The sequence below is a fragment of the Bradyrhizobium centrosematis genome, from assembly GCF_045571495.1.
Lineage (GTDB): Bacteria > Pseudomonadota > Alphaproteobacteria > Rhizobiales > Xanthobacteraceae > Bradyrhizobium > Bradyrhizobium centrosematis.
Genome location: NZ_CP120703.1, coordinates 6502196 through 6527284, shown reverse-complemented (window position 1 = coordinate 6527284; position 25089 = coordinate 6502196). Strand labels below are relative to the sequence as shown.

The window sequence follows — 25089 nt, the reverse complement described above, 5'->3', positions numbered from 1 at the left end:
TGGAGAGCAGGATGTCTTCACTAAGACAAATCGCGTTCTACGGAAAGGGTGGCATCGGCAAGTCCACCACTTCGCAGAACACACTGGCGGCGCTGGCTGAGATGGGTCAGAAAATTCTCATTGTGGGCTGCGATCCGAAGGCGGACTCGACCCGGCTGATCCTCCACGCCAAGGCGCAAGATACGATTCTGAGCCTTGCAGCGAGCGCCGGCAGTGTGGAGGACCTCGAACTCGAAGACGTAATGAAGGTCGGCTACAGGGACATTCGCTGCGTGGAGTCCGGCGGTCCTGAGCCAGGTGTCGGCTGTGCGGGGCGCGGTGTCATCACCTCAATCAATTTTCTGGAAGAGAACGGCGCTTATGAGAACATTGACTATGTCTCATACGACGTGCTTGGCGACGTCGTTTGCGGTGGCTTCGCCATGCCGATCCGCGAGAACAAGGCGCAGGAAATCTATATCGTAATGTCCGGTGAAATGATGGCGATGTATGCTGCAAACAACATCTCCAAGGGCATTTTGAAGTATGCGAACTCCGGTGGGGTGCGGCTGGGAGGGCTGGTCTGCAATGAGCGGCAGACCGACAAGGAATTGGAACTGGCAGAAGCGTTGGCCAAGAAGCTGGGCACGCAGTTGATCTACTTCGTGCCGCGCGACAACGTGGTGCAACATGCAGAACTCCGCCGTATGACGGTGCTTGAATATGCACCCGACTCCCAACAAGCAGATCACTATCGGAAGCTCGCTCAAAAGGTTCACAACAATGGCGGTAAAGGCATCATCCCGACCCCAATCTCCATGGATGAGCTCGAGGACATGCTGATGGAGCACGGCATCATGAAGCCGGTGGATGAAGCGATCATCGGCAAAACCGCTGCGGAGCTCGCAGCCTCGTAAAGGTTGCGGGTCGCGGCCTTGTAAAGTCGCGCGACAGATGCCGGTCTCCTTCAACGTCTCTCCCTCCCTGGAGACCGGCATACTGATGATCGACTTTTGCCGAGGTCAGTGCGCCGTGGCAGACCTCAGGATAGTGAAAACGAATAAAATGATGCCCGAGCTGCACAAGCGTCCGTTGATGGCTGTGGGTGCTGCTACTGCTACTGCGACCGGCTTGCACAGCGGGGTTACGGCCTACCGTTTGCTCACCGGTGAGGCTCCTGCAAACGCAAATATCTCGACCGACACTAAGCTCGATCGCCATGTCCTGGCATCCATCCTGGCGGCTGCGACGATAGACGGTGGCTGCCTTCTTGAGAAGGTCGGCCTGTCATACGTCGAACTGACGGCCCTGCTGGAGCGGTACTTTCCCTCAACCAAGATCAATGCCGCGGAGCAGGCGTCGCCCATCAAGCAGGAAGACCAGGAGGAAATCGCAATGCTTCGCGATCTTTTGCTCGAGCACCGCTCGACGCAAGGAGATATCGGCCGTTGGCTGGCTGCAATGATCGCACGTCGCGCCATGGAGCCGGACCATTTGTGGAAAGCGCTCGGCCTGCGCAATCGTGGCGAACTCGTTCTTGTGCTGCGCCGTCATTTCGGGCCGCTCGCCGCGCGCAATGTCAATAATATGCGGTGGAAGCGGTTCTTCTACCGCATGCTTTGTGAGAATGATGGGCTTGTGATGTGCACGACACCCGTGTGCGACCAATGTGGCGAATTCAACATCTGCTTCGGTGAGGAAAGCGGCGAGAGCCGGTTGGCCGAGCGGCGCCTTGATTTGCTGTTGCAGGAGGCTGCTCGCCCGGTTGGTCGGCGACCCGGCGTTTGAACAGCCGAAACGGACCGCAATTGCATCGGCATCGGAGACGGCCGCCCAGGATCTACAGTCGAAGCCGGGGGAGGCTGGGTAAGACATCGGCCGCAAGCCTTTTGCTATGAGTATAAGGCGGCAGCATCGAGGCTCGTAACCCAGATCATGATACCTGCGATGAAGGCTGGGCGCGAACAACGCACCAACGATCATCACAGGGCTCGGCAAGGCGGCTGAACATACGGATTAAGCAACGTGAGATTCAAGCGAATTTACTTGAGGCGGACGTCTTGCTCCCGGAGTTCAAGAGCCTCGACCAAGGGCCAGCCAGCCGCGCCGCAGGTGCGATCGGCATGACTGGAGCGATTGCCGATAAGGGTGGGTATTTGCGCACGAGGCCGGCGTTTATGCCCTTCGAAAGGCCAGAACTTCTATCGATCGCGCGATCACCCTTTGCTCGAGCGCTGCCCAGAGTTAATCTGAAGGAGAATGGTTGATGATCAACTCGTCCAATGCAGCCGGTATCCTGGATCGGCTCGGCAAGGCCGCAGCGGCGGAAGAGTTTTTCTCGCTGCTTGGCGTCGAGTATGACCCTAAGATCGTCAATGTCGCGCGCCTTCACATCTTAAGGCGCATGGGACAATACCTCGCTCAAGAGCAATTTGCTCACGCGCCGGAGGCGGAAATCAGAGCGCGGTGCAAGGCGATGCTGGAACGAGCCTATGCCGATTTCGTAGCATCGTCGCCGATCGAGCAGCGAGTTTTCAAGGTTTTGAAGGATGCCGTCGCAGACCATAAGAGGGCTGTGGCCTTTGTCCCCTTGAGTGATTTGAAGTGATGTCGCGTTCCACCGTAAGGGAAGCGTTCCCGACGGGCGCCGGGACGCTCCGTTTTGTGAGCGTTCTCTTTATCGGAAGCTAGTCTCCGCGGCCGTGACCCAATCAGTGGCTATTGTATTGCCGACCGATGTCTGGATTGTTCGTGCAACCAGCATCGTCGCAGTGTCACGGAATACGTTCGCTGAGTGTCCGTCTTTGCCACTGGTATGACACTTGCTTTTTATTGTGCTGATCCGATGATCGATGCCGACAGGCGTGGCGCTCGCGATGAGTTTGAAGGAGGAGCAATGATGTTACGTTTACTGCCCGCCGAGTCGCGCGGCGCCATCAAATCGAGACCAATTCTTTCGTCAGGTTCGTTTGCATCTGTCTTGAACGCGGTCAGGGTCTCGTGGCGACGGTGAGATAGTGCCGATGGATAGGTGTTCGCTCTGTTCGATTCCTGCAGCGGGTATGCCCAGCAGCATTCGCATAAAAGCGGCCCCCGCTTCCGCACGGGGTTATTTCCATCTCATGGCAGATAGAGACCAGGCCACGAAGAGCAGTAGCACCGACCCTTTCGGACCGGTGGCACTGGAGACGCCACATGGGCGTCACGGCAGAAGCGCAGCCGCGAGCGACTTTCTTGCCACCGTCGATGTTGAGCCGCTGGGCCGAACTGAGACGGAGTTACGGCGCAACGAACGGACTCGGCGGTTCGGACCACGAAGTCGCGGGTCAGGATTATCGCGACGCCGAGCCAGTCGGGACCGCGCTTGTCGATCCAATGTGCAAGCGCTCAGCGTGCAAGAGGTCTCCAATCCGGTCGGGCGCTACGCCTATCGCGAGGATGCGTGTTGTTGTGCGACTGGTCCTAACAAGCCGGCCGGGCAGAGAAGCCGACCAGTTTCTGACCGAAAGTGATCTTCAGTTAAAGAAAGCAAAAACGCAACCGTGGCGCGGGCGCGCCTATCGTTGAGAGGAATTGGACATGAGCAACGTCAGCAGAACGGCCATGCCACCGGGTGCCAGCCGCGCGGCAGCAAAAAAGGACCTTCCGGAGCGCTTCAAATCCTACAAGCACGTCTGGGTCTTCGTCGAGTTGGAGCGTGACCAGGTGCATCCCGTTTCCTGGGAGCTCATGGGTGCAGGGCGCGGTCTTGCTGACAAGCTCAACGTGAATCTTGCGGCGGTCGTTATCGGCCCGGAGGGGCAGCACACACGCAACGCCGCGCTTGACGCCTTCTGCTATGGCGCCGATCTGGCCTATCTCGTAAGCGACAATATCTTGTCGAACTATCGCAACGAATCTTATACCAAAGCGCTCACCGATCTCGTCGACACCTACAAGCCCGAGATCCTGCTGCTGGGGGCGACGACGCTCGGTCGCGATCTCGCAGGTTCCGTTGCGACGACCCTGTCGACTGGACTTACGGCCGACTGCACCGCGCTGGAAGTCGACGCAGATGGTTCGCTTGCGGCAACGCGCCCGACCTTTGGGGGATCGCTGCTCTGCACGATCTATACCCTGAATTATCGCCCACAGATGGCAACCGTCCGCCCGCGAGTCATGCCGATGCCTGAGCGCGTTGCGCGCGACGCCGCTCATATCATCGTTCATCCGCTCGGCCTTGTGGAAGACGACATAGTGACAAAGGTATTGTCGTTCCTACCCGACCGTGATGCGGAGACGTCTAACCTGGCCTATGCTGATGTGGTGGTTGCGGGCGGCTTAGGGCTCGGATCTTCCGAGAACTTTCAGTTGGTGCGCGAGCTGGCAACACTGCTTGGGGCGGAATATGGCTGCTCGCGCCCCGTCGTACAAAAAGGTTGGCTTACGCCTGACCGGCAAATCGGCCAGACAGGGAAAACGATCCGGCCCAAGCTCTATATTGCCGCCGGCATATCAGGGGCGATCCAGCACCGGGTTGGCGTCGAGAGCGCGGATCTGATCGTTGCTGTCAATACCGACAAGAACGCTCCGATCTTCGACTTCGCCCATCTGGCGATCGTCAGTGATGCCATGCAATTGCTGCCGGCGCTGACGGCCGCATTTCGCGCGCGGCTTTTGCCGGAGTCGCGTGCTCGGATTGCGGTTTAGAGGAGATTCTGATGATTGAAGAGAGATTCGATGCAATCGTGGTCGGAGCCGGTATGGCCGGCAACGCGGCGGCATTGACGATGGCGAAACGCGGCATGAAAGTGCTGCAGCTTGAGCGGGGCGAATATCCCGGGTCTAAGAATGTGCAAGGCGCTATCCTCTATGCCGATATGATGGAAGAGCTTGTTCCAAACTTTCGTGAGGAGGCGCCCCTCGAACGCCACCTCATCGAACAGCGGTTCTGGATGATGGACGATCGCTCCCATGTCGGCATGCATTACCGGTCGGAGGACTTCAACGAGGAGCGGCCGAACCGCTATACGATTATACGCGCCCAGTTTGACAAATGGTTTTCTTCCAAGGTGCGGGAGGCCGGCGCGATCGTGCTGTGCGAGACCACCGTCACCGAGCTCGTGCAAGACGAGCGGAAGAGGGTCGTCGGTGTTCGAACAGATCGCCGAGGCGGCGAAATACATGCCGACGTCGTCGTCCTGGCAGAAGGGGTCAATGGCCTGCTCGGCACGCGCGCGGCTCTGCGCGCACGTCCGACACCCGATAACGTTGCGCTGGCGGTGAAAGAAATGCACTTTTTACCTCGCGAGACTATCGAGGCGCGTTTCAATCTCAAGGGTGACGAAGGGGTCGTGATCGAGGCGGCAGGTACGATTTCCCGCGGCATGACCGGAATGGGATTTATCTACGCCAATAAAGAGTGCATTTCGCTCGGAATCGGTTGTCTCGTAGCAGAATTCCAACGCACAGGCCAAACGCCGTACGGCTTACTCGAGCAATTCAAGAGGCATCCCTCGGTGGCGCCTTTGATAGCAAGGTCGGAAGTGAAGGAATATGCCGCCCATCTCATTCCCGAGGGCGGTTACAACTCAATTCCGCAGCTCTATGGAGAAGGCTGGGTCGTGGCGGGCGATGCGGCCCAACTCAATAATGCTGTTCACCGTGAAGGCTCCAATCTGGCGCTGACCTCCGGCCGTATCGCTGCCGAAGCAATAGGGCTAGCTAAATCGCGCGGCGAATCGATGAGTGCAGCAAATCTGTCAATCTATAAGAAGATGCTGGATGATTCCTTCGTCATCAAGGATCTGAAAAAGTACAAGGATTTGCCGCCCCTAATGCACACTCACTCCCAGAACTTCTTTCTTACCTATCCGCAGCTCATCTCTAAGGCGATGCAGAACTTTGTGCGCGTCGATGGGACGCCAAAGGTTGAGAAGGAAAGGGCCAGCCTGAAATCCTTTGTCAAGGCCAGGTCGTGGTCAGGCCTGGTTGGCGATGCGTATCGCTTTGCTCGCGCCTGGCGCTGACGCAACAGGAGAGAAGTTAAACAATGGAAGGCCAAAGCATGAATTGCGCCCCCCCGGTGCGCGTCGAAGACAAGCTGTATTTCAACCGCTATCTTGTCGACGTCGGACACCCTCACGTTAAGGTCCGTGCGCATACAACTCCATCGCCTCAGCTACTTGCACTTTTGAAAGTCTGCCCCGCGCGATGTTATCAGCTCAACGATAACGGCCAGGTCGAGATAGCGGTTGACGGCTGCATCGAGTGCGGCACCTGCCGCGTGATCGCCGAGCCGACCGGCGACATCGAATGGAGCCATCCGCGCGGCGGATATGGCGTGTTGTTCAAGTTTGGATGATGGTCGACCAGCTGGCGTCAAGGATCGTGCAGGCTGGCTGAGGCCAGGCGAGGGAACTCATCCTATCGGAGGGGTGCATTCCCTGTCGCTCGCCGGGCGGCGGGAGTTTATGGACGACGCCTAGAACGCAGCGCTGCCGAAGCACCGAAGGGGACGTTGGTTTGGCAGCCGCAGGGGGACTCGACGTGGCGCCATCGTTGGCACTCTAGCTCGGCTGATGGGAGCTTAGCGTAGCGATCAGCCTCTCGCCTGAGGGGCGACGGCCCCAGGCGTTTCGATTGCGATCGCCACCGATTGAGTGACCGCGGCAAAGCGAACGGCGGTGTGTATCGCTTCAGAATCGACGCCCGCGGCTCTCAATGTCTTCTCATGGGCATCAATGCAGGTACCGCAGCCATTTATGACAGCGACCCCAAGCGACCGAAGCTCGAAATCTGACTTGTCCACGCCAGGACTGCCGGTCACGTCCATACATAGCCGTGGCGGCATCGTCTTGTATTCCGGCGCGGAAACGAGGTGAGCGAAGCGGTAGTAGACGTTGTTCATTGCCTCCACCGGAGCTGCGGCTTTCGCAGCGGCAATCGCTTCAGAGGTCATCACCGCGGACGCAGCGGATTCCATCCAGCAACCAGCGCTGCATTGCGGGTGGCCGTCGCACTCGCTAGCAGCAGCCCGTATTTTCGTTGCGGCGAAAGCGTCTCATCGGCCACCAAGGAGGTCAGGTTAAGCCCGACATCTTTCGCGAAGTCGGGAATCCTGGCATAGATCTGGTCGAGCGACGACATGCTGGGTCAGGCAACTTTCAAGGTTTCGCCGCCGATTTCGCGGTTGCAGGGACAGAGCTCGTCCGTTTGCAGCGCGTCGAGAACGCGGAGCGTGTCCGTAGGACTGCGTCCAACACGGAGATTGGTCGCATAGACGTGCTGAATCGTGTTTTCGGGGTCCACAATATAAGTGTAACGGTAGGCGACGCCTTCGGGTGATCGCACGCCAAGGCCGTCGACGAGCGTTCCCTTTGTGTCGGCAAACTGCCAGATGGGCAGATTGTGCAAGTCAACATGGGATCGCCGCCAAGCAAGCTTGCAGAATTCGTTGTCAGTCGAACCACCAAGAACGACCGCGTCGCGGTCAGCGAATTCCTTGGCAAGCCGGGCAAACTCAGCAATCTCCGTTGGGCAGACGAAGGTAAAATCTTTGGGATAGAAGAAGATGATCTTCCATTTCCTCGGAAAGCTCATTTCGGTCAACGTCTCAAATGCACTCTGCCCTTCTTCTTCCTGCGCTTGAAAACCGGGCTTGACGCCTGTGATGTCGAATGGCGGCAACTGACTTCCAATTCCGAGCATGCTGTCCTCATGCAACGTTCGTTCGCTAGATCGCGACCTCACCGTTGAAGCAAGCCACATGCCATCCGGTCGCAGGAGGAGGATAAATCGGTGTTGTTCAGGAATGCTCGTACGCTGGGAGCATCGATCAGCGCGCCTCGGAGCAAATTGTAGCCCATCGCTTCTTTGATAAACGCAACGAGCCGTCAATTGTAGGCAGCGCACTGAACACGTGAGAACAGTCTAGCGTCGCCAAGAGCGACCAGAATGTTGGTCCAAGCGGGTTGATGTTTCCTGCTATGGCTCGCGTGGGAGACTGCTTCACCTCGCGCCCCGGCAGATGCGATGACATTGCTCACAACGGGCCGGCGGTCTTCATCACAAGATGTGTAGCATCAGGTATGCGAAGAACGGCTAATCAAACCGGCCCCCTTTATATTTGTCGTAGAGTTTCACTAAATAGTAAAGTACGAATGCGCCGATTCCAAAAAAGGCGGCTAAGAATTCTACGACGTGCAACGTCGCCGGCCTCAATGTTCCCAGCGGATTGCCGCATAGATAATCGTCCATCTTAATTGGGATATTGATGGCGCCGCCAAGTTGCGCTCGGGGACCCCAGCGAAAGGTCGAACGACATCGTGGGTTGACCAAATGTTGGTCGCTCCAGAGGCTCTCTCCAGAGGAAGCGGACGGCGACGTAAAATTGGTGGCGGAAGCCGGTACCGGTGCAGTGAGCGCGACAATGCTCAAGATCAGGAGCAGATGAAGTTGCTCTTGCTTGCGAGATATCGTGGTCCATTGCGGTGGAACCTTGCCGTCCCTAGCCCGATGTACTTCCCGCGACCCGCGCCATCTTGTGCTTGCTAGAACCGCCATTGGGCGCACGACAGGGTTCAGTGGTAGTTGCTGCGGCAGGAATGCGGATCAATGACTTCTGAGCTTGATCTGCTGAGTTGAAAGTTGTCGCGGGTGCGATAATCACGGCCCGCGCATTTTTCGGGTGCCAGCAGAGTCAAAGCGAAATCCAATAGGATGAATCGGATAAGTCTCATTGGAACTCCGGCCGCAGCGACGGCTACTTTCGTTTGCGACATGTGCTTGATGTGTACGCCAGCAATTCGCGTGCCGCTTGTAGAAATATCTCCGTAATTTCCTCGAGAGGCGCTTTGTCGCTCTCGCATGCATTCTTCACCCGCCGCAAGTCATCGTAGGGCTTTCGACGCTCGCGTCGTCAACCGTACATGCAGGGACTACGTGACGAAGTGAGGATCGATAGCCTCCCGCACGGGAAATGGTGCCTAGGTGGAACAGTGTTGCCGAGCTGATCGACGCAAGTTGTCGCTGATCGAGTCGATGGATGCTCTTTGCGCCTTGACCCCTTGACCTTAGCGATAGGCTAGGGGTGATCCAGGCAGATCGGGACTTTCGCAAGCGGGAGCGGGCAGTAGCCTGAAGTCGTCGTAAATCGATTGTGCGGCCCCCAAGGAGGGGTACCCTCTTAGAGCATATTTACAATTGCCGAACACGAGAAAGGGCTTGAATCGATCGTAGCGTCAGGTTGTACGCCCTTATGAAGGAGAGCGCGATGTTCGAAGCGAGCACCGGCACAAAGCCGTTAAGTGCCAACTATGTCTTGCCGGCGACAGTGTTGCACTTATCGAGACGCTGATCCCAGAGGCCTTAATCAGTGCGTTCCGCACATCGCGCTGGCCGCAGCCGACGCGGCAGCCAATCGGGTGAACAGAACATGCTTGGGGAGAAACAACAACGGTGAAGCAGATGCGGCCTAGAACAGGATGCGCGGATCAAGAGCTAAGAATGAACTGCATCCGCGATGTCCATCCGTGTGTGGTCGCTCTTGCTGTGATAGTGATCGCGGCGTCATTGTGGACAGGACGCGCTGATGCGCGCGACCGTCGGTCTGAGCAGGTCTTTGCATTATGCAGATCAGAAATGGTGCGTTTCTGTGGCCAGTTTACAGAGCGCGGCGATAAGGAGGTAGCAATTTTTTGTCTTAGGGACAATTTCGAGAACTTGCGCAGCAGATGCCGCCGCATGATTCCGACCGCGGCAGAGAGAAGTGACGGACCGGTACGGCGTATCGGCAAGTTTCCACTCGTCCTCCATCGAGAGAGGGAACGGTCCGAGCGGAAGTTGCAAAATCCGAGCGGCAGTAAGGAATTCAGACGGCCGGCGCCTGAACTTGGCCAGCTTGGTAACCGAAAGCCCATCTGCCTGGAGCAGTCCGCCTGTCCAGCGACCACTCGTCAACCGGCAGACTGATGTCCCTGCATCAATTGGCCTCCATCACGACAATTGGAAACAATTGCCATGACGATTGTCCTTGTGCACGGAAATCCTGAGACAGACGTAATAGGGGCCGATCTAGTCCCACATCTGGGTGATCACGATATCAAACGTTTGTCTCCACCCGGATTTGGGCGGCTATTCCGTCGATGTTTAACTGCAGGGCTGATTCATACCGTGACTGACTAGCGGCCGAGCTCGGCAAATTGGCCTTCGGCGACTTTACAAGAGGGCTTTTGACAATACGGGCTCTTGCTCGAAGGATCAGTAGCGATTAGTTCGCTCGATCGTAGCGCCCTTGGAGGAATTCAATTTAGAACTCAAGATCAACGGGAATGCGGTCGACAAGAGCTGTTCAAAGGCAAGAAGCTGTTCAACGAGACGCTTCTCAATGACAATGCGCTCTGCGTCGGACCGACCACCTTTAAGCAATCGACGGCAGCGCCAGATTTCGTTCCGTCGCCATCTGATTTCACTTAGCGTATCGTCAATTAAAGTCATCACAGAATGGCTCGCTCGTGTTTGGAGTATCAAGCATGGCAGTCGTTATCGAGGGGCACATGAGTTGGCTACGCATTGCGTCCACATGATGTGATTTAGGACCTGTGGTCTCCCTGCTTTTAAGCGAAGAGCTCAACATAAGCAGCCCATATCGATCAATATCACCCTCGCGCCCCGGCGATGACGAGGAATCTACAGGAATCCTGGCGCTTTGCTGCGCTCCGGTTGGTTGACACGCATAATTCCTGCGCGGCATATCGATTGGTGTGCGACAGAATATCCAAGGTCCGGAAAGGAGCTGATCAAAGTGGGACGACGGCGCATCAGGATGCGTAAATGCAGTGGGATCGGAATTTCAAGTAGCCCTTGTGTAACGCAGACTGTCGATATCGGTCCCCCGAGATCGGAAGGGCTTTCGCAGCACCACGCTCGCGTCCAGGTCGCGGAAAATGTTGTAATTGCAGCGTATCCACTGATGTAGCTCAGTAGACCAGTCCTTCTCGCTACGTAGATACTCAGTGAAGGAAAAGCCGAGCCTGTCTATATATCTGTTGAGGAACCGCGGAAGCGCGGCGATCCGCAATAGCCGATCGCCATCCATCGCTTCAGAGAATCTGCCCCGCAACACGTATTCATTATGAATAGTGACCAACGACGCTGGCGGAATCCGCCGCTGTAGCATTTCGTAACCGCGGAGGGAAATGCGTTCAACGCTTGCAACGAAGAGGATTATCGGAGCGACATAGCGGCGTGCCGTCTCCTTCATGAAGCCAATCTCTTCGCACATTTTGAAAAACTCGTCGAAGGCGTGAAAGCCGAGATCGATTACCTTCGGCACCCCGTCGTGGATGACAAGTGGGTCCATCAGCTTCATCTTGCTGTAAGTGTCGATCAGGTCCGCGGTTTTTGTGGTGCTGGGTAGGTAGTCGAGCAGTGACGGCTCGTTCAGGTTGACGTCTAACGATAGCGCCGTGCCATGTCTTAGCAACAAGAACTCGCTCAAGATACGGGCGATGAGAGTTTTACCGACTTGCGGGCTAGGGGAGCAGATGATGTAGATGGGGGTTGCTAACATAGCCAGCAAGTCAGTCTTGATTTGTACGAGGTTAGCCGGAGCTCACCGAATATGAGGCTAATTCTCGCCGGCCCGAGCAGTGGGCTTGGCGCCGGCTAACTCCGTTAAATTGATGCGATCAAATTCGCTCCAGACACGTGCAAGCCAGTGTCGAACATAGCCGCGAAGCACGAACGAGTTGTTCGCAGGTTCATCGTTGCGCCCTTTGTTAGCCACGAAGTCTACAAAAGGTACGGATGCGACTTCCACCTGCTCATATGCCATCTCGTTGAGCTTTGGTATTACCAACTCGGTCGCATGCTTGATGCGGTGGAAATATGAATTGTAGGTCGCTTGGTCCCATTGGAAGAATTGAGTGTCGTTGATGAAGTTTTTGACGAGATAGTACTTCGCGCCGCTCATGAAAGTCGCGGTTTCCGCGATCTCGTCTAACGAAGCGATAGATGATCCAAGGATATGGAACACTGCGAAAGTAATCTGGCCAGAACGCGCCGAGTCCAGAAATCCAATGTCCCGCAGGGAAGCCAGCGCCGACGATAGTAACCCTGCGCGAGCGTCGATGACAGTGACGGACAGACCTGCATTGAGTGTGTCGAATATCTTCATCTGGTCTGTCGTCGTTGTCATGTCGACGATCTCGGTGATATCTGGATAAAAACGTTTCAGCGTTCCTCGCGGCGACTCCGTATCAAAGGCGCGTGTCTCGATGTTATTGACGCTGAAGTAGTCCAGCAGTGTTCGTGATACGGTCGTCTTGCCGACCCCACCCTTATCCGCACCTACCACAATTACAACTGGCTTCACCATGTAGATCTCCTGAGGCACTCTTGTGCTGTGCGCAAGATGCGCAATCGGCGCGCCTCTGCTTTGGGCGCGAACATGGCAGAAAGAAGGGACAATGAACCGCCGCTGCGAGCACTCTGCTCTTGATGAACGTTTTCAACACAAAGCGAGTGACGCCAACAGATCGTGACGACGTAGCCGGCCGGGCTTGTCGAGCAAATCACTCGGGCTGTTGATCTACGTGAGGTTTGTGTACGCTCGGCTCAGTTTCAAAAATGTCGAATAGCTTGGGTGTCGCTATTACTGCCGTCAGCATGGGTGGCTCGCGCGTCCGCAGTCCGGACCGACCTAAATCGTACGCGGCGTTTGGTTGAAAAGCTCGGTGCCTGATCGAGGCAGGTGCTGCCCGTTTGGATGAATGCTTGCAAATCCTGAGAGATCGCCGAGATCAAATCTCGTCTGTCGAGTGGTGCCGAACGTCTGGGAGATATCGTGCACGAAACAAGCTCTGAGTCTGTCGACTTACCCACGTGATATATAAGAGAGCCGCAGTGCGTTGATAATGCAAATTGCAGGCGACGATTACGCGCTCGATTAAACCCGGGACGGTGGAACTAATAAAGCGCCGAAAAGTCCGTTTGAACAGCGACAACGCCGATACAAGGCGGGCGCACATATTGCGGGCTGGCTACTTGAGGGGATTGGAAATATTTCTGATGGTTGCGAGGCGCGAATCGGCGAGCAGCTCTTTGGAGTACACCGCGCCGAAGTAGTCCAGGACGAATGTACCTGAATAGCGAAGAGTGTCCGCCGCGCTGATGAGGTTATCCAGGATCGTGCCGACTTGACCAATGCGGTCGCGATAGCGCACGCGGATAACGTTAACGGCGTTCATTGAGTGCACCGCCTCGTCCGCAATGAGTTCTCGTAACCAATGATGGAAAGCGCTATTCCCCAAGTTGTCGTAAAAGGGCTTCTCTGCTGCATAAGCGCGGCACGTGCACATCTCATCAAAAGCGATCAAAACCGTCAGAGAGAATTCGTCGTTCAGGTGTTCAAGAACTGGACCAAAGTCGTGCGATCGGCTTTCCAATTGTTCCCGAAGAGCCTGCTCGCATCCACCAGCTACAAGCTCAATGACCCGAATGAAACCATCGGTGTGGCGTTCTTCGTCAATCGCCCAGGCATTGAAGAACGCTGCAGCTTCGTTCGATGCGATGAGATTTCGTGTCTCTAATTCTTGTTTCAAGTACCGAGCGTCATCCTCCGTATATAGATCAGGCCACAATTTGGTCCAACGCGCGCGAACGTCCGAAGGACTGGCGGCGAACATCGCTGAGGTAAGACCCATGAACAACTCCCTTGCATCCCAGCGCCGCCGGACCGGTGTGAACATCTGAGTGCTCCTGATCGTCCTGAAGGTGTGCGGTGCGGTATTTTCGAGTAAAACGTCTGGGCAGACTTCCACAGGCGGGCCCTCCCGTCGCTTATTCGTCTTGGGAATTGATTGTGGGCCAGAGAGCCTAGGCGTTGGATCGATGTCTTGCCTTTCGTCGGGCAGTGGTTGCTTGCGGACGGGGGCCGAAAGTTGGAATAAACGAACGGTGCGCTGAAGCTGAAGAGCTAGAAGCCGAATGTGCCTTCGGCCGGTGTCAGCCACGGTGTCAAATAGTCTCGCGATTGAGCAAACGATTGGATCAACTTGGTGTCCGTTCTCAGGAACAAAGCACTCTTCTTGTCGGCGGTAGATGAATGATCTTGCTTGTTCGGACCGCCGTCATGCCGAAGTCAATGGCGAAATTGTCTCTGCCTTTTGGGGTTTTGGCGGACGGAATGCGGATCCGCGGCAGCATGACGTAACTCGCGGCGACAACCCCTCGCTAGGCGTCCTTCGGTTCATGCACTCGGCCCTGCGCGAGCTGACGTCGCGCCGCGAGCCTCTGCGATTCGCTTGTTCCTCGCCGCGCTATCTCGATCGAGCCAAGGTGTTTCGGCCGCCAGCGGCTTGTGCTGGGTCGGCTGTCTCAGCCTGCGGCTCGCCTTCAAGCACGTGCGAAAATCTAAGATTATTGCGAAGCATAGAATTTGAGGGGGCAGTCGCCAGCGCTTGATTATAGAGCTCCTGAGCATCCCGGTGACGGCCTTTGTAATCAAGCACAACAGCTTTCGCATTTAACGCGCGCAGATTGCCCGGAGCCACCAGGAGGGCGCTATCAAGCACCTCAAGCGCCTCATCCGGGCACTTGCGCTTCAGCATGGATCGGGCAAGCGCGATTGCTGCGTCGATGTTGCCTGGTCGTTCCTTTAACGCATCACGGAGCGCTCCCTCGTCAGCATCCCGACCGATCGTCTCTATAATCCGCTCGCGCGCGGCAGGATCGACATCCCTGGTATCTGCCAGCTCAGATGTGGGTGGATGCTGCGGTGAAAAATCATGTCTGTCGGGAGGAGCGCAGCCAACAAGCAGCACTAGAGCCAGCATCGCAAGCAAAGCTCGCCGCGGCCCTGAGCTGGCAGAGCACGAGCAGCGCTGGCGAATGGTGTTATTTGGAATCATCGCCTGCTCACGAGAAGATGCAGCTCACGCTTAGCTTGCGGCCGTTAGGAATGAGGAGGGCGCCTTGGGCAGCTTAACGGATCCGATCGGTTGAACCGTGAAGTCCGCGGCTAGGTCCTGATAGGACAGGACGGGCAGGTCTATCCCGTTGCGCGTGAGAAAACCGCGGACAAAGCGCCGAATATCCATCGAACCGAGAACGACAGGCTGGCTCTTACTTTGTGCAATGGTCGCATGGATCTGACGAAACTGAGCAAGCAGCTTCTCGCTCTGCCAATCATCCAAGACGAGGTATGGGCCGATCGCCGTTTCTCGTACTGCGCCGCGGATGGTCTCCTCGCTTTCACGCTCGATGATAAACGCGACTACGACGCGATGCGCGTTAGCATACCTGAAACAGATTTGCCGCTTTAAAGTAGCGCGAACATATTCCGTGAGCAGGACGGCGTTTTGCTCGCGCTCGCTCCACTCAGCCAATGCCTCCAGGAGCAAGCGCGTATTGCGGATCGGAATGCCTTCATCGAGCAAGCGGCGCAGCACCTCGGCGATCCGAGGGACAGTCGCCGTGCGCAGCACTTCTTTCACAAGATCAGGATATTCCTGCTCCATTCGGGCGAGCAACTGGCGGGTTTCCTGAATGCCCACCCAGCGCTGAGCATAACGTGTCAATGTGGAATGAAGACGCAAGGCAAGAACTTCGCTAGGCCGATGATATCCGATGCCGGCGGCTTTGAGAGCCGTTGCATGCCGTTCTTCGATCCAGATCCGATTGGTCTCGGGGTCTTGTCTAAAGGGGATGCCGCTCAATTCGATGTTCGCCACATCGTCGTTGAGCGCCAGGTGGCCCGGATTGATCACATCGCGCTCAACTGGTACACTGTCGACATCCACCCTGAATTGCGACGCGGACAAGCTCTCGCCGATCTGGGCCGGGATGCGCGGAATGGTGATGCCAAGGTCCGCCGACACGAGCGTTGAAACACGCGCAATGCTCTCTTCCAACTCGTCTTTGTCGATAGAATCCGTCAGGTTCGGTGCAAGGAACAACGCGATAGGAAGTGCTTCCGCATGTACGGGCTGCTTCTGAGGCGCTGCGGGAGCCGGAGCGGACGTGCCGGGGCGTACTCCTGCCTTGGCTTCACGCTTGTCACCTTTCGCGTTGACCTTGATGTAGCTGGCCCCAGCGAATAGAGCGGCCAGAATGATAAACGGGGGCAGGGGAAAGCCAGGCACGAGGCCCATGAATACCAAAACGCAGGCCGCTAGCCTGAGCGCCTGCGTGCTTGCGGTGAGTTGTTGAACGATATCGGCGCCGAGCTTGAGCTTGGATGGCCCGTTGACGCGCGTGACAATCGTTGCCGCGGTGATTGACAGAAGCAACGCAGGAATCTGTGAAATGAGCGCATCACCAATCGTCAAGATCGTATAGTGATGCAGCGCTTCATCGAGCGACATGCCCTTGGTGAGCAGGCCGATGCTGATACCGCCCAACATGTTGATGCAGATGACAATCAGTCCTGCGATCGCATCCCCCTTGACAAACTTCATGGCACCATCCATCGCGCCATGAAGTTGGCTCTCTTTCTCCAGCGCGGCCCGCCGGCGGCGTGCTTCGTGTTGGTCAATGTGGCTGTTACGCAATTCCGCATCGATCGCCATTTGCTTGCCTGGGAGTGCGTCAAGCGTGAAGCGCGCAGATACCTCTGCGACGCGTTCGGCGCCCTTGGCGAGAACCATGAATTGGACCATGGTCACGATCAAGAATATGACGATTCCGACCGCGATATTTCCTGAAATAACGAAGTCGCCGAAGGTGTGAATGATGCTGCCGGCCTCGCCCTCTGCAAGGATCAGCCGCGTTGTTGCGATCGTTAGCGAGAGGCGAAATACTGTGGAGATCAGGATAACGCCCGGCAAGGACGAGAAGTCGAGAGGTGTGCTGAGATAGAGCGCGACCATCAGCAGCAAAACGGCAAAGCCAAGATTGAACCCGATCAGCATGTCGATCACGATGATGGGGATCGGCATGATCATCATGCCGATCGCCAGGAGCAGCATCAAAGCAACGATGAAATCTGGGTGGGCCGGAGCGCGCGCCACGAAGTCACGCAAGACGTTGTGCATAAGAGAGCTCTATTGCTGTTTGATGAGGGCTGTGCTCGCGCGCAATGACACATAGGCCTGGAAGACCTCGCGGGCCTCGGCCATGCGTCCAGCTTGCCGCAGAGCGTGGCTGCGCAGTAACGTCATCGGTATGCGCGAAGAGGGATGAACATCGAGTGCCTGTAGCCGGTCGAGCACCTGAAGTGCTTCCTCGCCAAGGCGTTCCGAGATCAGCGTATAGGCGAAAATCCGGAGCAGCCCGACGTCATTGGAATGCTCACGAGCTGCAATTCGCAACAAGGCCAGGCTCTGTGTGCTCTGTCCGCATGCGAGATGGACATAAGAGAGGGCGCAAAGCAGGTCGCGCTCCGGGCCGGAGATCGACAAAATGTCGGCGGACTTGGAGGGGTCTGATGCGGGGGGAGCGGGGAGATGCTTGAGTCCGTCAGGATTGGCCATAGTTAGCCCTTGATCAAGCTGTTTTGATTTTGCCGGAGCATTAATAACCGTTGAAGTTCCTGCCGCAGGATTGCCAAGCCCTCTCGGGCGGTCTTGTCTTCCGGCGTCGCCTCCAGCATTCGGGTCAGGCGTTCCAGGAGAGCACCGTGCTTGTCGGCGCGCAGTACGTCGGGATGGCGGAGGCGTGGAACGACGAATGAGAGTAGTCCGCGGGACAGACTTGGACCATAGAGCGAAGCCAATATCGCGCGTGGATCTATTTCATCGGCGCCTGTCTCGCTTTCGAACAGGGCGACGCGCGAAATAGCGCCGACGGAATTAACCTCCAGCGCGGCCTCGCTAGCATCATCGATCGTCAGATCGTGCGCAGTCGGAATCCGCCACGACGCGCGTTTCGTGCCACCATCCGCATGGATGCCTCCGACTTCAGGTCTATTGCCTTGCGGGGTAGGCGAGCCGTTGACCGGTGCGTGCTGGCCTGCATCTAATCCCTGCGATGAGGTGCCGGGCCCTACGGGGTGCTGAGGCAACCTAGCCATCGCTTTCTCCTTCGTTCTTGCGGGGTATAGACCTTAATAGGGCAAAGCGGCGGATCGGCCATTGCGGCTGAGCAGGACTCGTCCGTCTTCAATTCGATCAACGGTCCATCCATTACTCAATAGCGCGCCGACGAAATACTTCTGGCCGGCAATGAGCAGATAAGGCTCGGTTCCGCGCCAGACGGCTTGGACGGCGATCGGAGAGGGCACCTTCTCCTCTTTGACCGTGACAGCATTCACAAGGGTAGGAGCGCCGTTGGTCTGACGATCGAACCATTGCTGGATTTCCTTCCATTTTGCGACGACGCCCGGCGGAATTGTGCCTTCTGCGGTCACGACACCGGGGTTGCGTCCAATTTTGATGTCTAAAATACCTGCTCGCTCGATCTGTTGGCGTAGTGCGTCGGCTATTTCGTCTGCCAGTCTCGAATCAGATTGAACGGCGGTTGGCTTGGCGGCCGTCTCCGCCGCACGCGTCGACTCTCTACTTGGCGCCGGCGGCTTGTCGCTCGGAGTGAGGAGAATTGAAACGGCGCCGATAACGACGGAGCTCAGCAAGACCAGGCCGAGTGCCATGATCGAGCGGGGAGAGCGGTTTCTGGAAGCGACTAGGTGGACTGTCTCAGTCGACCAACGGATGGACATCGCGCCGACTTGAACGATCGCGGGAAGGGGCACGCTCACGCGCTCGCCTGAAATGATTCCCGCGTGACCGTCTATGTTGATATTGGCGGCGAGTGCCTCGACCTCAATCGAATCGTTCTGGTGGATGACGCGAAAGTGGTGCGGTTCAAGCCCTTGTTCAACAAAGATCATGTCGGCATCGAGGGCGCTGCCGACGATGACGTTGGATCCCGCCGCCTTTCCGTTGAGCCCCGTATAGAGGCCGGAAAGCACCTCAAACTCGAGCGAAGTAGACTCCTTCACGGATAATCTCCTGAATAACGACAGAAGCCGTACGGCAGTGCCGTACGGCTCATCCAGATTTCGTCATTCACAGCGCAGCAACGCGGTGAGCCACCCGTCTTGCGGAATTACTGCACGCGCTCGTCTGCGACCTTTTTCTCGGACGAGAGTTCGGTCGTAATTCTGCGCATCGCTACCGCCTGCGCCTGAACCTTTTCGCTCACTCGCTCGAATTCTGCCATCTGGTTCTGGAAGCCGGAGTCGCCGGTCTGCTGTGCACCACCAGCGCCGCCATTGCCGCCAACATTGTCAACCGCCATGTCTATCTACCTTTCGTTTGGGGGGACGTAAGTCTAACTTGTTACGAGATGCGCGCCGGCGAAACGATCGCAGGAATGGAAAGGAACATGGGCGCGCCGCCGAGGGTGCTGAGCCCAAGGTTCAGCTCCGGGCTCTTGCCGGAAGTATCGGGCTTGGCTTGCACCTCACTCTTTTCGCCGGCATCTTTGTGTTCTGCGGCGTTATCGTGGTCGCCTGTCTCGGGCACGAGGGTGTGGACCACTTTGTCAAAGACCTTGTCCACGGTCCCCCCCAGTGCCGAACCAATGGCCGCCCCGGCCGGGCCGCCAAGGTATCCGCCGGCAGCGCTTCCGATCATTTCTCCGATCATCGCATTCTCCTATGCTCGTTTCGCTCGATAGACGACTGCTCGCCTAGATTCCAGCGGCCTTATCCTAGGATTGGTAGCTTTCGAAAAGCTGACGAGCCTTACGTAGAGGCGGGTGGTCGATTGTTTTTGTGATCGCAATGCATCTGCTCACGATCACCGATTCGCCGGCAAGTTCCTGGCCCTGTCTGAGAATGCGCTTGAGATAGTGAGACACTTACTTGCGCGTTAAGCAATGAGTTGACCAGGAAAAACCTGCGCACTCGTACGGCCACCTGTGGGCTTGCGAGAAAGCCGGTGTCTCTAAGTGCTTCATGATGGCGAAATTCATCGTGCCTTCGCGGTTTAAGCTATTAATTGATTCACGAGTACAATGTGCGCTTCCGACGGAAGCGCTGGCTGCGCGCTAGCATGGGATGATGGGCCTATAAGCAGACGTCGCATCCTTGGCCGTGGTGACGTAAGCCTCTGGCACTTAATGAGCTTACCCAAAAACGCGCGAGGCTCGAAGCTTGTGGTTCCATTCAGCAAATATTCGTCGCTTACGTCCGATCGATGCCAAAGCGGATGAGGCTTCGCTCGTCAGCTTTTCGACAGCTGTTCGGGCTAGCGTTTCTGTGAGTTAAATGCGCGTGATGTGGTTGTGCTGTTACCGCAGTGCGGTGGGAGGAAGGAGTTCGTCAAAGCTGATGGCCTTTGGCACAAGCGCATGTTCGCCCGGATGGGACAATGGTGCGTTCTTGTCCAGATCTGAAGCCGCGTGCCCTGGTTGACTATGCGCGTGATGCTCGCAGTTTTACAATCTCGTCTATGCAACAGGAGTGAACTAAATGCCGTATGTTCCCATGGCCGCTCTACCCGTGGTGGGCGCGCTCGACCCGACGAACGGAGTGTTGCCAGAAGGCGCGGTTGTCGTTCCCTCCTTCAACGCCTTTGTGGGCCAGTATGCTCCGGCGGGTTACCAGTACCTACCAGTGGCCCCGCCGGCGCTCGTCGGTTCGGTCGTTGCGAGCGTCGCGCCCGGCGCCGTGACACCTGTTGTTGCGACCCAGGCCTACATGATGGCGCCCCCCCCTCCGACCGCGCTGACGAGCCAGCTAAATCAGAGTTCTGAGTCTTCTGTCGATCCAGTCTGGACGCATGAAGTCAAGGATGGCAAAGCCACGATCAACCTTGGCGACAAGTATACGATTACGGCCAATGAGAAGGATGGTACGTGGACTGTTCGCAATAATCAGACTGGCCATGTCACCGTCATCCACGGCGACCCCCACGTCGATGCCAACGGAGACGGAAAGGATGACTTCGATTTCAAGAAGGACATGACGTTTCAGCTCGACGACGGCACGAAAATTACAGTCAACAATGTAGACTATGGCAATGGTCAGGCCATCTCCTCCAAGCTTACCATTACGAACGGTCATAATGCGATGGTTGTCGAGGGGCTCGGCGATGACAAGGACGGAAAAGATAATCTGAGGGTGACTCAATCTAATGCCGGCATGACCCTCGACGAACTAACGCCTGACGGAGCCCAAACGATCCATGAGAGTGGACAGGGCTGGGTGGATGGCGCCGGCCGCGCGGTAAACCAGGCGAGTATCGATGCCGGCGAACGAGGGCGCGGGCCGGGCAACAGCCAGTATGCGAGCGCAGCGCCTTCGTCTATGGCGCCCGTATTCTTCGTTCCTCCTCCGCCGCCGACTCTTGCTATGGTGCCGGTTGCGATGGCTCAGGCGCCGACGCAGTCCTCACAGCCCGCGCCGGTATGGTCGCACGAGGTCAGGGGCCATCAGGCGGAAATCAAGCTTGGCGATAAATACTCGATGTTGGTCGACGAGCATGACGGGACGGTGCGCATCCGTAACAATCAAACGGGCAAGGTCACAACGATTAAGGGCGATCCTCATGTCGATGCCGACGGTGACGGCAAGATCGATTTTGATTTTAAGAAGGATATGACCTTCCAACTTGACGACGGCACGAAAATTACCGTCGACACCGTCGATATCGGTAAAGGCAAAACAATGGCCTCGAAGCTGACGATTACCAATGGCGACAATGCCATCGTCGTCGAGGGACTCGCAGACCGCTTCGACGGTAAGAACAATCTCAAGGTGACGCAGTCGAATGCGGGGCGCACGCTTGATCAGCTGACTTCGGATGGAGGACAGACGATTTACGAACAACCAGGCTCGGGTTGGGTAGACCGGTCTGGACGCCAGGTAAACCAGGCGAGCATCGACAGCAATGAGAACTCGGACGCATCGTTTGATGCTTGAGCCGGCCGCATGCTTGGCCTGCCACTGAAGCGGGCGCTAGCGTCCGCTTCAGTTGAGATGAGATAAAGGCTGCGGGAGCGTAACGATCCAGGATCGCCGCTCCCGTGGCGCGCCTGGACGTTTGGCGGAATCGTACCGACAAACGGGCTAGCGCGGGACGATACGGCATCATCTTCAAGGCTGATGTCAGCCAACCACGCGTCGCGCACCCATGAGCGCAGCCAGTGCCTAGGCCGCCGATCGTACGATGAATCCTAGAGGCGCTCTCGCACGGACCGATCTGGCAGCTACAGCCCAGAACAGCCTAGCTAGATGTAAGATAGCGGTCCGTTGCAGCTTAAACCGTACGCCATCAAAGTCTAGGAGCCCGCCTGAAGCCGCATAGGAATACATGAGGTGCACAAGCAACTTGCGTGTTGTTAAGCTTGTGTGACTGCTAAGCCTCCGGCGTGCACATCTGCCCGCAGCAGAAGGAAAATTGAACCTCTACGGCGATTTCCGAACTTTCAAATAGGATCGGTTTGCGGTCCGGATCTCGCGTCGCCGGCATGGAGGACCGCCAGAGACGCGCCTTCGTGCTGCTATTTGTCAGGTCGGCTTGCTTCACCCGATCGTTCTCGATCTAGCCGGTCCTCGGACATACGCTTTCCTAGACGTATTCGAAAATCCGGGCTCACCCATCATCCAGCTCGCTCATCGCGTCGTCCATATCCGACTGGGACTCGCTGATGACTTGGTTCGCGACGGCAAACAGGGCCTTCTCGAAGGCTCGCTGCAACATTGCTGCACGCGAGTTGTCGCCACCGTTCCCGGCGTTATCGGTGTTGGTGGCAGCTTGTGTGGTCGTTTCTGCGATATCGGCTGCGCCTGCGTCCACGTTGTAACATCCAAGATAGCGGCTTTGCCGTGAGATGACGTATCTTCATCATGCTAGCAGGCGCAGCTTGCGAGAAGCTGACAAGGAGCAAGGCCGGATGCGACGATTCCTGCGATCAATGATAGCTGGTTGGTGCCGTGTTTTCGACCTTTGATGCAAAAGGACCGTGTTAGCTCGCAATATTCGGCAGCGGTGCGTCGTCGAAAAGTGGACCGGATCGATGCGCCTGAGAGCTGCGGGTCGGCTGCGCCCGCGTTCACCACCTTGCAACAGTGAGCTTGGTCCTCTGTCTCTCGATACGAGACTGAAAAAGTGCGATGGAGGTGCATCTTGCCCAATTTCGGCGATAGGTCATCGCGTAGTTGAAGCAGCGGCCTGACCGGGCCGCACCATGAGATAGGAGACATTTGGGTGCAAACAGAGTTTTTGCGGATCAATCGGTCTAAAGCGATCTTCGATGATATCTATGCTTTGGATGATCCGAGGCCTATTTTTCTGTCCTTGGAGACTTGGATTATATGGTCCCGGATGTGGCTGAGCCGGTTGTGCGGCAAATTCTGACAGCCAAAGCTTTGGAAGCCGGCTCTAAGCCGTTGGTGCTTGACGTCGGCTGTTCATACGGGGTCAACGCTGCGGTGCACCGCTTTCCCCTGACCTTCGGAGGCCTGCGTCACCGTTACGCTCGGCGCGAAATGAGAGCGATCAGTTCTGAGACACTGGTGCGTCTTGATCGACATTTTTATGCAGCTTGGCCTGATGCTGGTTTGGCGCGATTTATCGGACTGGACGTCTCGGCGCCGGCAATCAGCTACGCAACAAATGTAGGTCTGCTGGAGCAGGGGATTGTCGCTGACCTTGAAAAGAATGCGCTATCGACAGACAGCGCACACATTCTCCGCTCTGCGGATGTCGTCATGTCTACCGGTTGCATCGGCTACGTCACGGAGAAGACGTTCAGTAAAATTCTCGATGCGACCGACAAATGTCCATGGATCATCTCCTTCGTGCTTCGCATGTTCCCATTTGAGTCTTCGGCCTCGACGTTCTCCAGTCGTGGCCTTGTGACAGAGCGACTTGCCGGCGCGACCTTTATCCAGCGTCGGTTGCGCGATGCTGACGAGTTTGAAGGGTGTTTGGCCAGCTTGGCGGCTCTTGGCCTTAATGCGACCGGTCTTGAATCAGAAGGGCTGTTTCACGCCGATCTGTTCTTGTCCCGCCCAGAGGCGGACGCTCGTGCCGCTCCTCTGGAAAGCATTGTTACCGTTGCCAGCGGCAGGGGGCGGCCGATTGGGCCGCGTTACGTTCATGTTGAAGGCGCCGAGGGCCTGCAGGTCGAGCTTGAGCCGTGACAGGTGGCCGCCGCGGTCCATTCCTCGCTGGATCAAGAGATCGAGACGAAGCCTGTCTGGTCGACAGCGCGGCCGCAGCAAATGTCATTTGATTGATGGATAAGACTTCATCCGGATGTCCGGTGTGGAAGAACGCGTGATCTTACCGCCACAAGTGGCCGCTCCGCTCGGTAAGACCCCACCTTCTTCCACACCTATTGTCGCCGGGGTCGTTAAGCGCTAGCGAATGCCCTTCGTTCCCGACTGACGTTCCCTCACATCGACTCTCACGAGGGGCAGCATTTGCCTCAGCCAGGTGCAAGCGCAAGCGAGAATCGGAAAATGCAGTTTGCGGCATAGCCAACCATTTCGGATCAGGAAGGAAGGCAATGCTCTTCCAAGGCGCATTTTTCATTATGACAATGAGCGCGTCTATTTCGTACGCCCAGCCCGCGCTGTCATTGCCGTGAACGCAGCCCTCGCGACCTGGTCTAGGCATTTCTGAAGTGACCCGGAAAGAAAAGCTTGGCAGCGGTATACCCGCCGGCGACGACGCCTCTCACGAGCTGTCCCGCGGTTGGCAGGTTGCTGCCGGCCTGTGGAGATCACCTGCCGGTACCTGTCTGCAGCCATCAGCGGATGGGCGGATCTTCGGCTTCTAAAGGCTGGTCCTGCTGTGCATCTGCAGGCCAAAGGCTCGGATCTAGCGAGGGCGTAATGCGAATGAAGCCCTCCTCTCTCCATTCGGCGGTGTGAGGCACCCCGAGAAGAATAAAAACTGTCGTCGAGTGGTCCTTGCTCGGCTTCACTCCGCTGCGCTCCAGCATGTCGATCTGAGCGTCCGTGGCCGTTTGACCAGTAAACACCCAGTCATACTTGGCGAGATGTCCGTCCCGCATACGGAACTCTGACAGTTATGGTGGTCGAGCTGCGGAAGACGGAGGTTGGGGCGGTCCCGCCTGCAATGGTCGGGCAAGGCTGGGGCCGACGTGCGACGGCTCGCCCTTGAATAAGGGCGATGGGACATGGTCCTGCCTGCAATGGCCCCGCTTGTGGCA

The 25089-nt window shown here is 56.9% G+C and carries 20 protein-coding genes and 2 pseudogenes; 8 read left to right on the top strand and 14 right to left on the bottom strand.

Features of this window, described 5'->3' with window-relative positions; genetic code table 11:
* Positions 1 to 11: 11 nt before the first annotated feature.
* The 6 genes from nifH (at position 12) to P6U31_RS30785 (ending at position 6322) form a co-directional block, all read left to right on the top strand.
* The gene (nifH, locus tag P6U31_RS30810; RefSeq protein WP_407185424.1) at positions 12 to 896 is read left to right on the top strand and encodes a nitrogenase iron protein; all 885 of its coding nucleotides are present in this window, start codon (positions 12 to 14) and stop codon (positions 894 to 896) included.
* Between the two features lie 178 nt (positions 897 to 1074).
* Positions 1075 to 1767 carry a nitrogen fixation protein NifQ gene (locus P6U31_RS30805; RefSeq protein WP_407189996.1) on the top strand — a complete coding sequence of 231 codons (693 nt, stop codon included), beginning with the start codon at positions 1075 to 1077 and terminating at the stop codon, positions 1765 to 1767.
* A gap of 478 nt (positions 1768 to 2245) precedes the next feature.
* A complete protein-coding gene (gene nifW / locus P6U31_RS30800) occupies positions 2246 to 2587 on the top strand; it encodes a nitrogenase stabilizing/protective protein NifW (RefSeq protein ID WP_407185423.1) in 342 nt (113 codons plus the stop codon).
* A 971-nt stretch (positions 2588 to 3558) separates the two neighbouring features.
* The gene (locus tag P6U31_RS30795; RefSeq protein WP_407185422.1) at positions 3559 to 4668 is read left to right on the top strand and encodes an electron transfer flavoprotein subunit alpha/FixB family protein; all 1110 of its coding nucleotides are present in this window, start codon (positions 3559 to 3561) and stop codon (positions 4666 to 4668) included.
* A gap of 11 nt (positions 4669 to 4679) precedes the next feature.
* Positions 4680 to 5987, top strand: a complete 1308-nt coding sequence (locus P6U31_RS30790; RefSeq protein WP_407185421.1) for an FAD-dependent oxidoreductase — start codon at positions 4680 to 4682, stop codon at positions 5985 to 5987.
* A gap of 38 nt (positions 5988 to 6025) precedes the next feature.
* Positions 6026 to 6322, top strand: coding sequence for a ferredoxin family protein (locus tag P6U31_RS30785; protein WP_407189995.1), 297 nt, complete (start codon positions 6026 to 6028; stop codon positions 6320 to 6322).
* A gap of 237 nt (positions 6323 to 6559) precedes the next feature.
* Here the strand turns inward: P6U31_RS30785 and P6U31_RS30780 are convergent.
* The 12 genes and pseudogenes from P6U31_RS30780 to P6U31_RS30725 form a co-directional block, all read right to left on the bottom strand.
* Positions 6560 to 7107: pseudogene (locus P6U31_RS30780) on the bottom strand (carboxymuconolactone decarboxylase family protein).
* 6 nt (positions 7108 to 7113) lie between these two features.
* Positions 7114 to 7668, bottom strand: a complete 555-nt coding sequence (locus P6U31_RS30775; protein WP_407185420.1) for a peroxiredoxin — start codon at positions 7666 to 7668, stop codon at positions 7114 to 7116.
* A gap of 3142 nt (positions 7669 to 10810) precedes the next feature.
* Positions 10811 to 11530 carry a hypothetical protein gene (locus P6U31_RS30770; RefSeq protein WP_407189994.1) on the bottom strand — a complete coding sequence of 240 codons (720 nt, stop codon included), beginning with the start codon at positions 11528 to 11530 and terminating at the stop codon, positions 10811 to 10813.
* A gap of 57 nt (positions 11531 to 11587) precedes the next feature.
* On the bottom strand, positions 11588 to 12337 hold the full coding sequence (locus P6U31_RS30765) for a hypothetical protein (protein ID WP_407185419.1): 750 nt from the start codon (positions 12335 to 12337) through the stop codon (positions 11588 to 11590).
* A 664-nt stretch (positions 12338 to 13001) separates the two neighbouring features.
* Positions 13002 to 13709, bottom strand: coding sequence for a hypothetical protein (locus tag P6U31_RS30760; RefSeq protein ID WP_407185418.1), 708 nt, complete (start codon positions 13707 to 13709; stop codon positions 13002 to 13004).
* A gap of 570 nt (positions 13710 to 14279) precedes the next feature.
* Complete coding sequence (locus P6U31_RS30755; RefSeq protein ID WP_407185417.1) at positions 14280 to 14795, bottom strand: tetratricopeptide repeat protein; 516 nt, start codon at positions 14793 to 14795, stop codon at positions 14280 to 14282.
* 105 nt (positions 14796 to 14900) lie between these two features.
* Entirely contained in the window at positions 14901 to 16994 is a 2094-nt protein-coding gene (gene sctV, locus P6U31_RS30750; protein WP_407185416.1) for a type III secretion system export apparatus subunit SctV, read from the bottom strand.
* 9 nt (positions 16995 to 17003) lie between these two features.
* Positions 17004 to 17432 (bottom strand): tetratricopeptide repeat protein, encoded by a 429-nt coding sequence (locus P6U31_RS30745; protein WP_407185415.1) that lies wholly within the window; start codon positions 17430 to 17432, stop codon positions 17004 to 17006.
* A 2-nt stretch (positions 17433 to 17434) separates the two neighbouring features.
* Entirely contained in the window at positions 17435 to 17971 is a 537-nt protein-coding gene (locus tag P6U31_RS30740) for a hypothetical protein (protein WP_407185414.1), read from the bottom strand.
* Between the two features lie 33 nt (positions 17972 to 18004).
* Positions 18005 to 18898 (bottom strand): hypothetical protein, encoded by an 894-nt coding sequence (locus P6U31_RS30735; protein WP_407185413.1) that lies wholly within the window; start codon positions 18896 to 18898, stop codon positions 18005 to 18007.
* Between the two features lie 107 nt (positions 18899 to 19005).
* The gene (locus P6U31_RS30730; protein WP_407185412.1) at positions 19006 to 19197 is read right to left on the bottom strand and encodes a hypothetical protein; all 192 of its coding nucleotides are present in this window, start codon (positions 19195 to 19197) and stop codon (positions 19006 to 19008) included.
* Between the two features lie 41 nt (positions 19198 to 19238).
* On the bottom strand, positions 19239 to 19547 hold the full coding sequence (locus P6U31_RS30725) for a hypothetical protein (protein WP_407185411.1): 309 nt from the start codon (positions 19545 to 19547) through the stop codon (positions 19239 to 19241).
* Between the two features lie 827 nt (positions 19548 to 20374).
* On the opposite strand from P6U31_RS30725, the gene P6U31_RS30720 reads away from it, so the two are divergent.
* A complete protein-coding gene (locus tag P6U31_RS30720) occupies positions 20375 to 21826 on the top strand; it encodes a DUF1521 domain-containing protein (RefSeq protein WP_407185410.1) in 1452 nt (483 codons plus the stop codon).
* 673 nt (positions 21827 to 22499) lie between these two features.
* On the opposite strand, the gene P6U31_RS30715 is transcribed toward P6U31_RS30720, so the two are convergent.
* On the bottom strand, positions 22500 to 22703 hold the full coding sequence (locus P6U31_RS30715) for a hypothetical protein (RefSeq protein WP_407185409.1): 204 nt from the start codon (positions 22701 to 22703) through the stop codon (positions 22500 to 22502).
* Positions 22704 to 23114: 411 nt separating this feature from the next.
* Here P6U31_RS30715 and P6U31_RS30710 point away from each other — a divergent pair.
* Positions 23115 to 24052, top strand: a pseudogene (locus tag P6U31_RS30710) (class I SAM-dependent methyltransferase).
* Between the two features lie 611 nt (positions 24053 to 24663).
* Here the strand turns inward: P6U31_RS30710 and P6U31_RS30705 are convergent.
* Entirely contained in the window at positions 24664 to 24930 is a 267-nt protein-coding gene (locus P6U31_RS30705; RefSeq protein ID WP_407185408.1) for a hypothetical protein, read from the bottom strand.
* Positions 24931 to 25089 lie beyond the last annotated feature (159 nt).

Excerpts from the sequence above, each read along its gene's own strand:
- sctV (WP_407185416.1), bottom strand. The coding sequence starts at position 16,994 with ATGCACAACGTCTTGCGTGACTTCGTGGCGCGCGCTCCGGCCCACCCA.
- nifW (WP_407185423.1), top strand. The coding sequence starts at position 2,246 with ATGATCAACTCGTCCAATGCAGCCGGTATCCTGGATCGGCTCGGCAAG.
- P6U31_RS30730 (WP_407185412.1), bottom strand. The coding sequence starts at position 19,197 with ATGGCGGTTGACAATGTTGGCGGCAATGGCGGCGCTGGTGGTGCACAG.
- nifH (WP_407185424.1), top strand. The coding sequence starts at position 12 with ATGTCTTCACTAAGACAAATCGCGTTCTACGGAAAGGGTGGCATCGGC.
- P6U31_RS30775 (WP_407185420.1), bottom strand. The coding sequence starts at position 7,668 with ATGCTCGGAATTGGAAGTCAGTTGCCGCCATTCGACATCACAGGCGTC.
- P6U31_RS30745 (WP_407185415.1), bottom strand. The coding sequence starts at position 17,432 with ATGGCCAATCCTGACGGACTCAAGCATCTCCCCGCTCCCCCCGCATCA.
- P6U31_RS30805 (WP_407189996.1), top strand. The coding sequence starts at position 1,075 with ATGGCTGTGGGTGCTGCTACTGCTACTGCGACCGGCTTGCACAGCGGG.
- P6U31_RS30755 (WP_407185417.1), bottom strand. The coding sequence starts at position 14,795 with ATGCTGGCTCTAGTGCTGCTTGTTGGCTGCGCTCCTCCCGACAGACAT.
- P6U31_RS30765 (WP_407185419.1), bottom strand. The coding sequence starts at position 12,337 with ATGGTGAAGCCAGTTGTAATTGTGGTAGGTGCGGATAAGGGTGGGGTC.
- P6U31_RS30705 (WP_407185408.1), bottom strand. The coding sequence starts at position 24,930 with ATGCGGGACGGACATCTCGCCAAGTATGACTGGGTGTTTACTGGTCAA.
- P6U31_RS30720 (WP_407185410.1), top strand. The coding sequence starts at position 20,375 with ATGCCGTATGTTCCCATGGCCGCTCTACCCGTGGTGGGCGCGCTCGAC.
- P6U31_RS30760 (WP_407185418.1), bottom strand. The coding sequence starts at position 13,709 with ATGTTCACACCGGTCCGGCGGCGCTGGGATGCAAGGGAGTTGTTCATG.
- P6U31_RS30770 (WP_407189994.1), bottom strand. The coding sequence starts at position 11,530 with ATGTTAGCAACCCCCATCTACATCATCTGCTCCCCTAGCCCGCAAGTC.
- P6U31_RS30785 (WP_407189995.1), top strand. The coding sequence starts at position 6,026 with ATGAATTGCGCCCCCCCGGTGCGCGTCGAAGACAAGCTGTATTTCAAC.
- P6U31_RS30740 (WP_407185414.1), bottom strand. The coding sequence starts at position 17,971 with ATGGCTAGGTTGCCTCAGCACCCCGTAGGGCCCGGCACCTCATCGCAG.
- P6U31_RS30795 (WP_407185422.1), top strand. The coding sequence starts at position 3,559 with ATGAGCAACGTCAGCAGAACGGCCATGCCACCGGGTGCCAGCCGCGCG.
- P6U31_RS30725 (WP_407185411.1), bottom strand. The coding sequence starts at position 19,547 with ATGATCGGAGAAATGATCGGAAGCGCTGCCGGCGGATACCTTGGCGGC.
- P6U31_RS30790 (WP_407185421.1), top strand. The coding sequence starts at position 4,680 with ATGATTGAAGAGAGATTCGATGCAATCGTGGTCGGAGCCGGTATGGCC.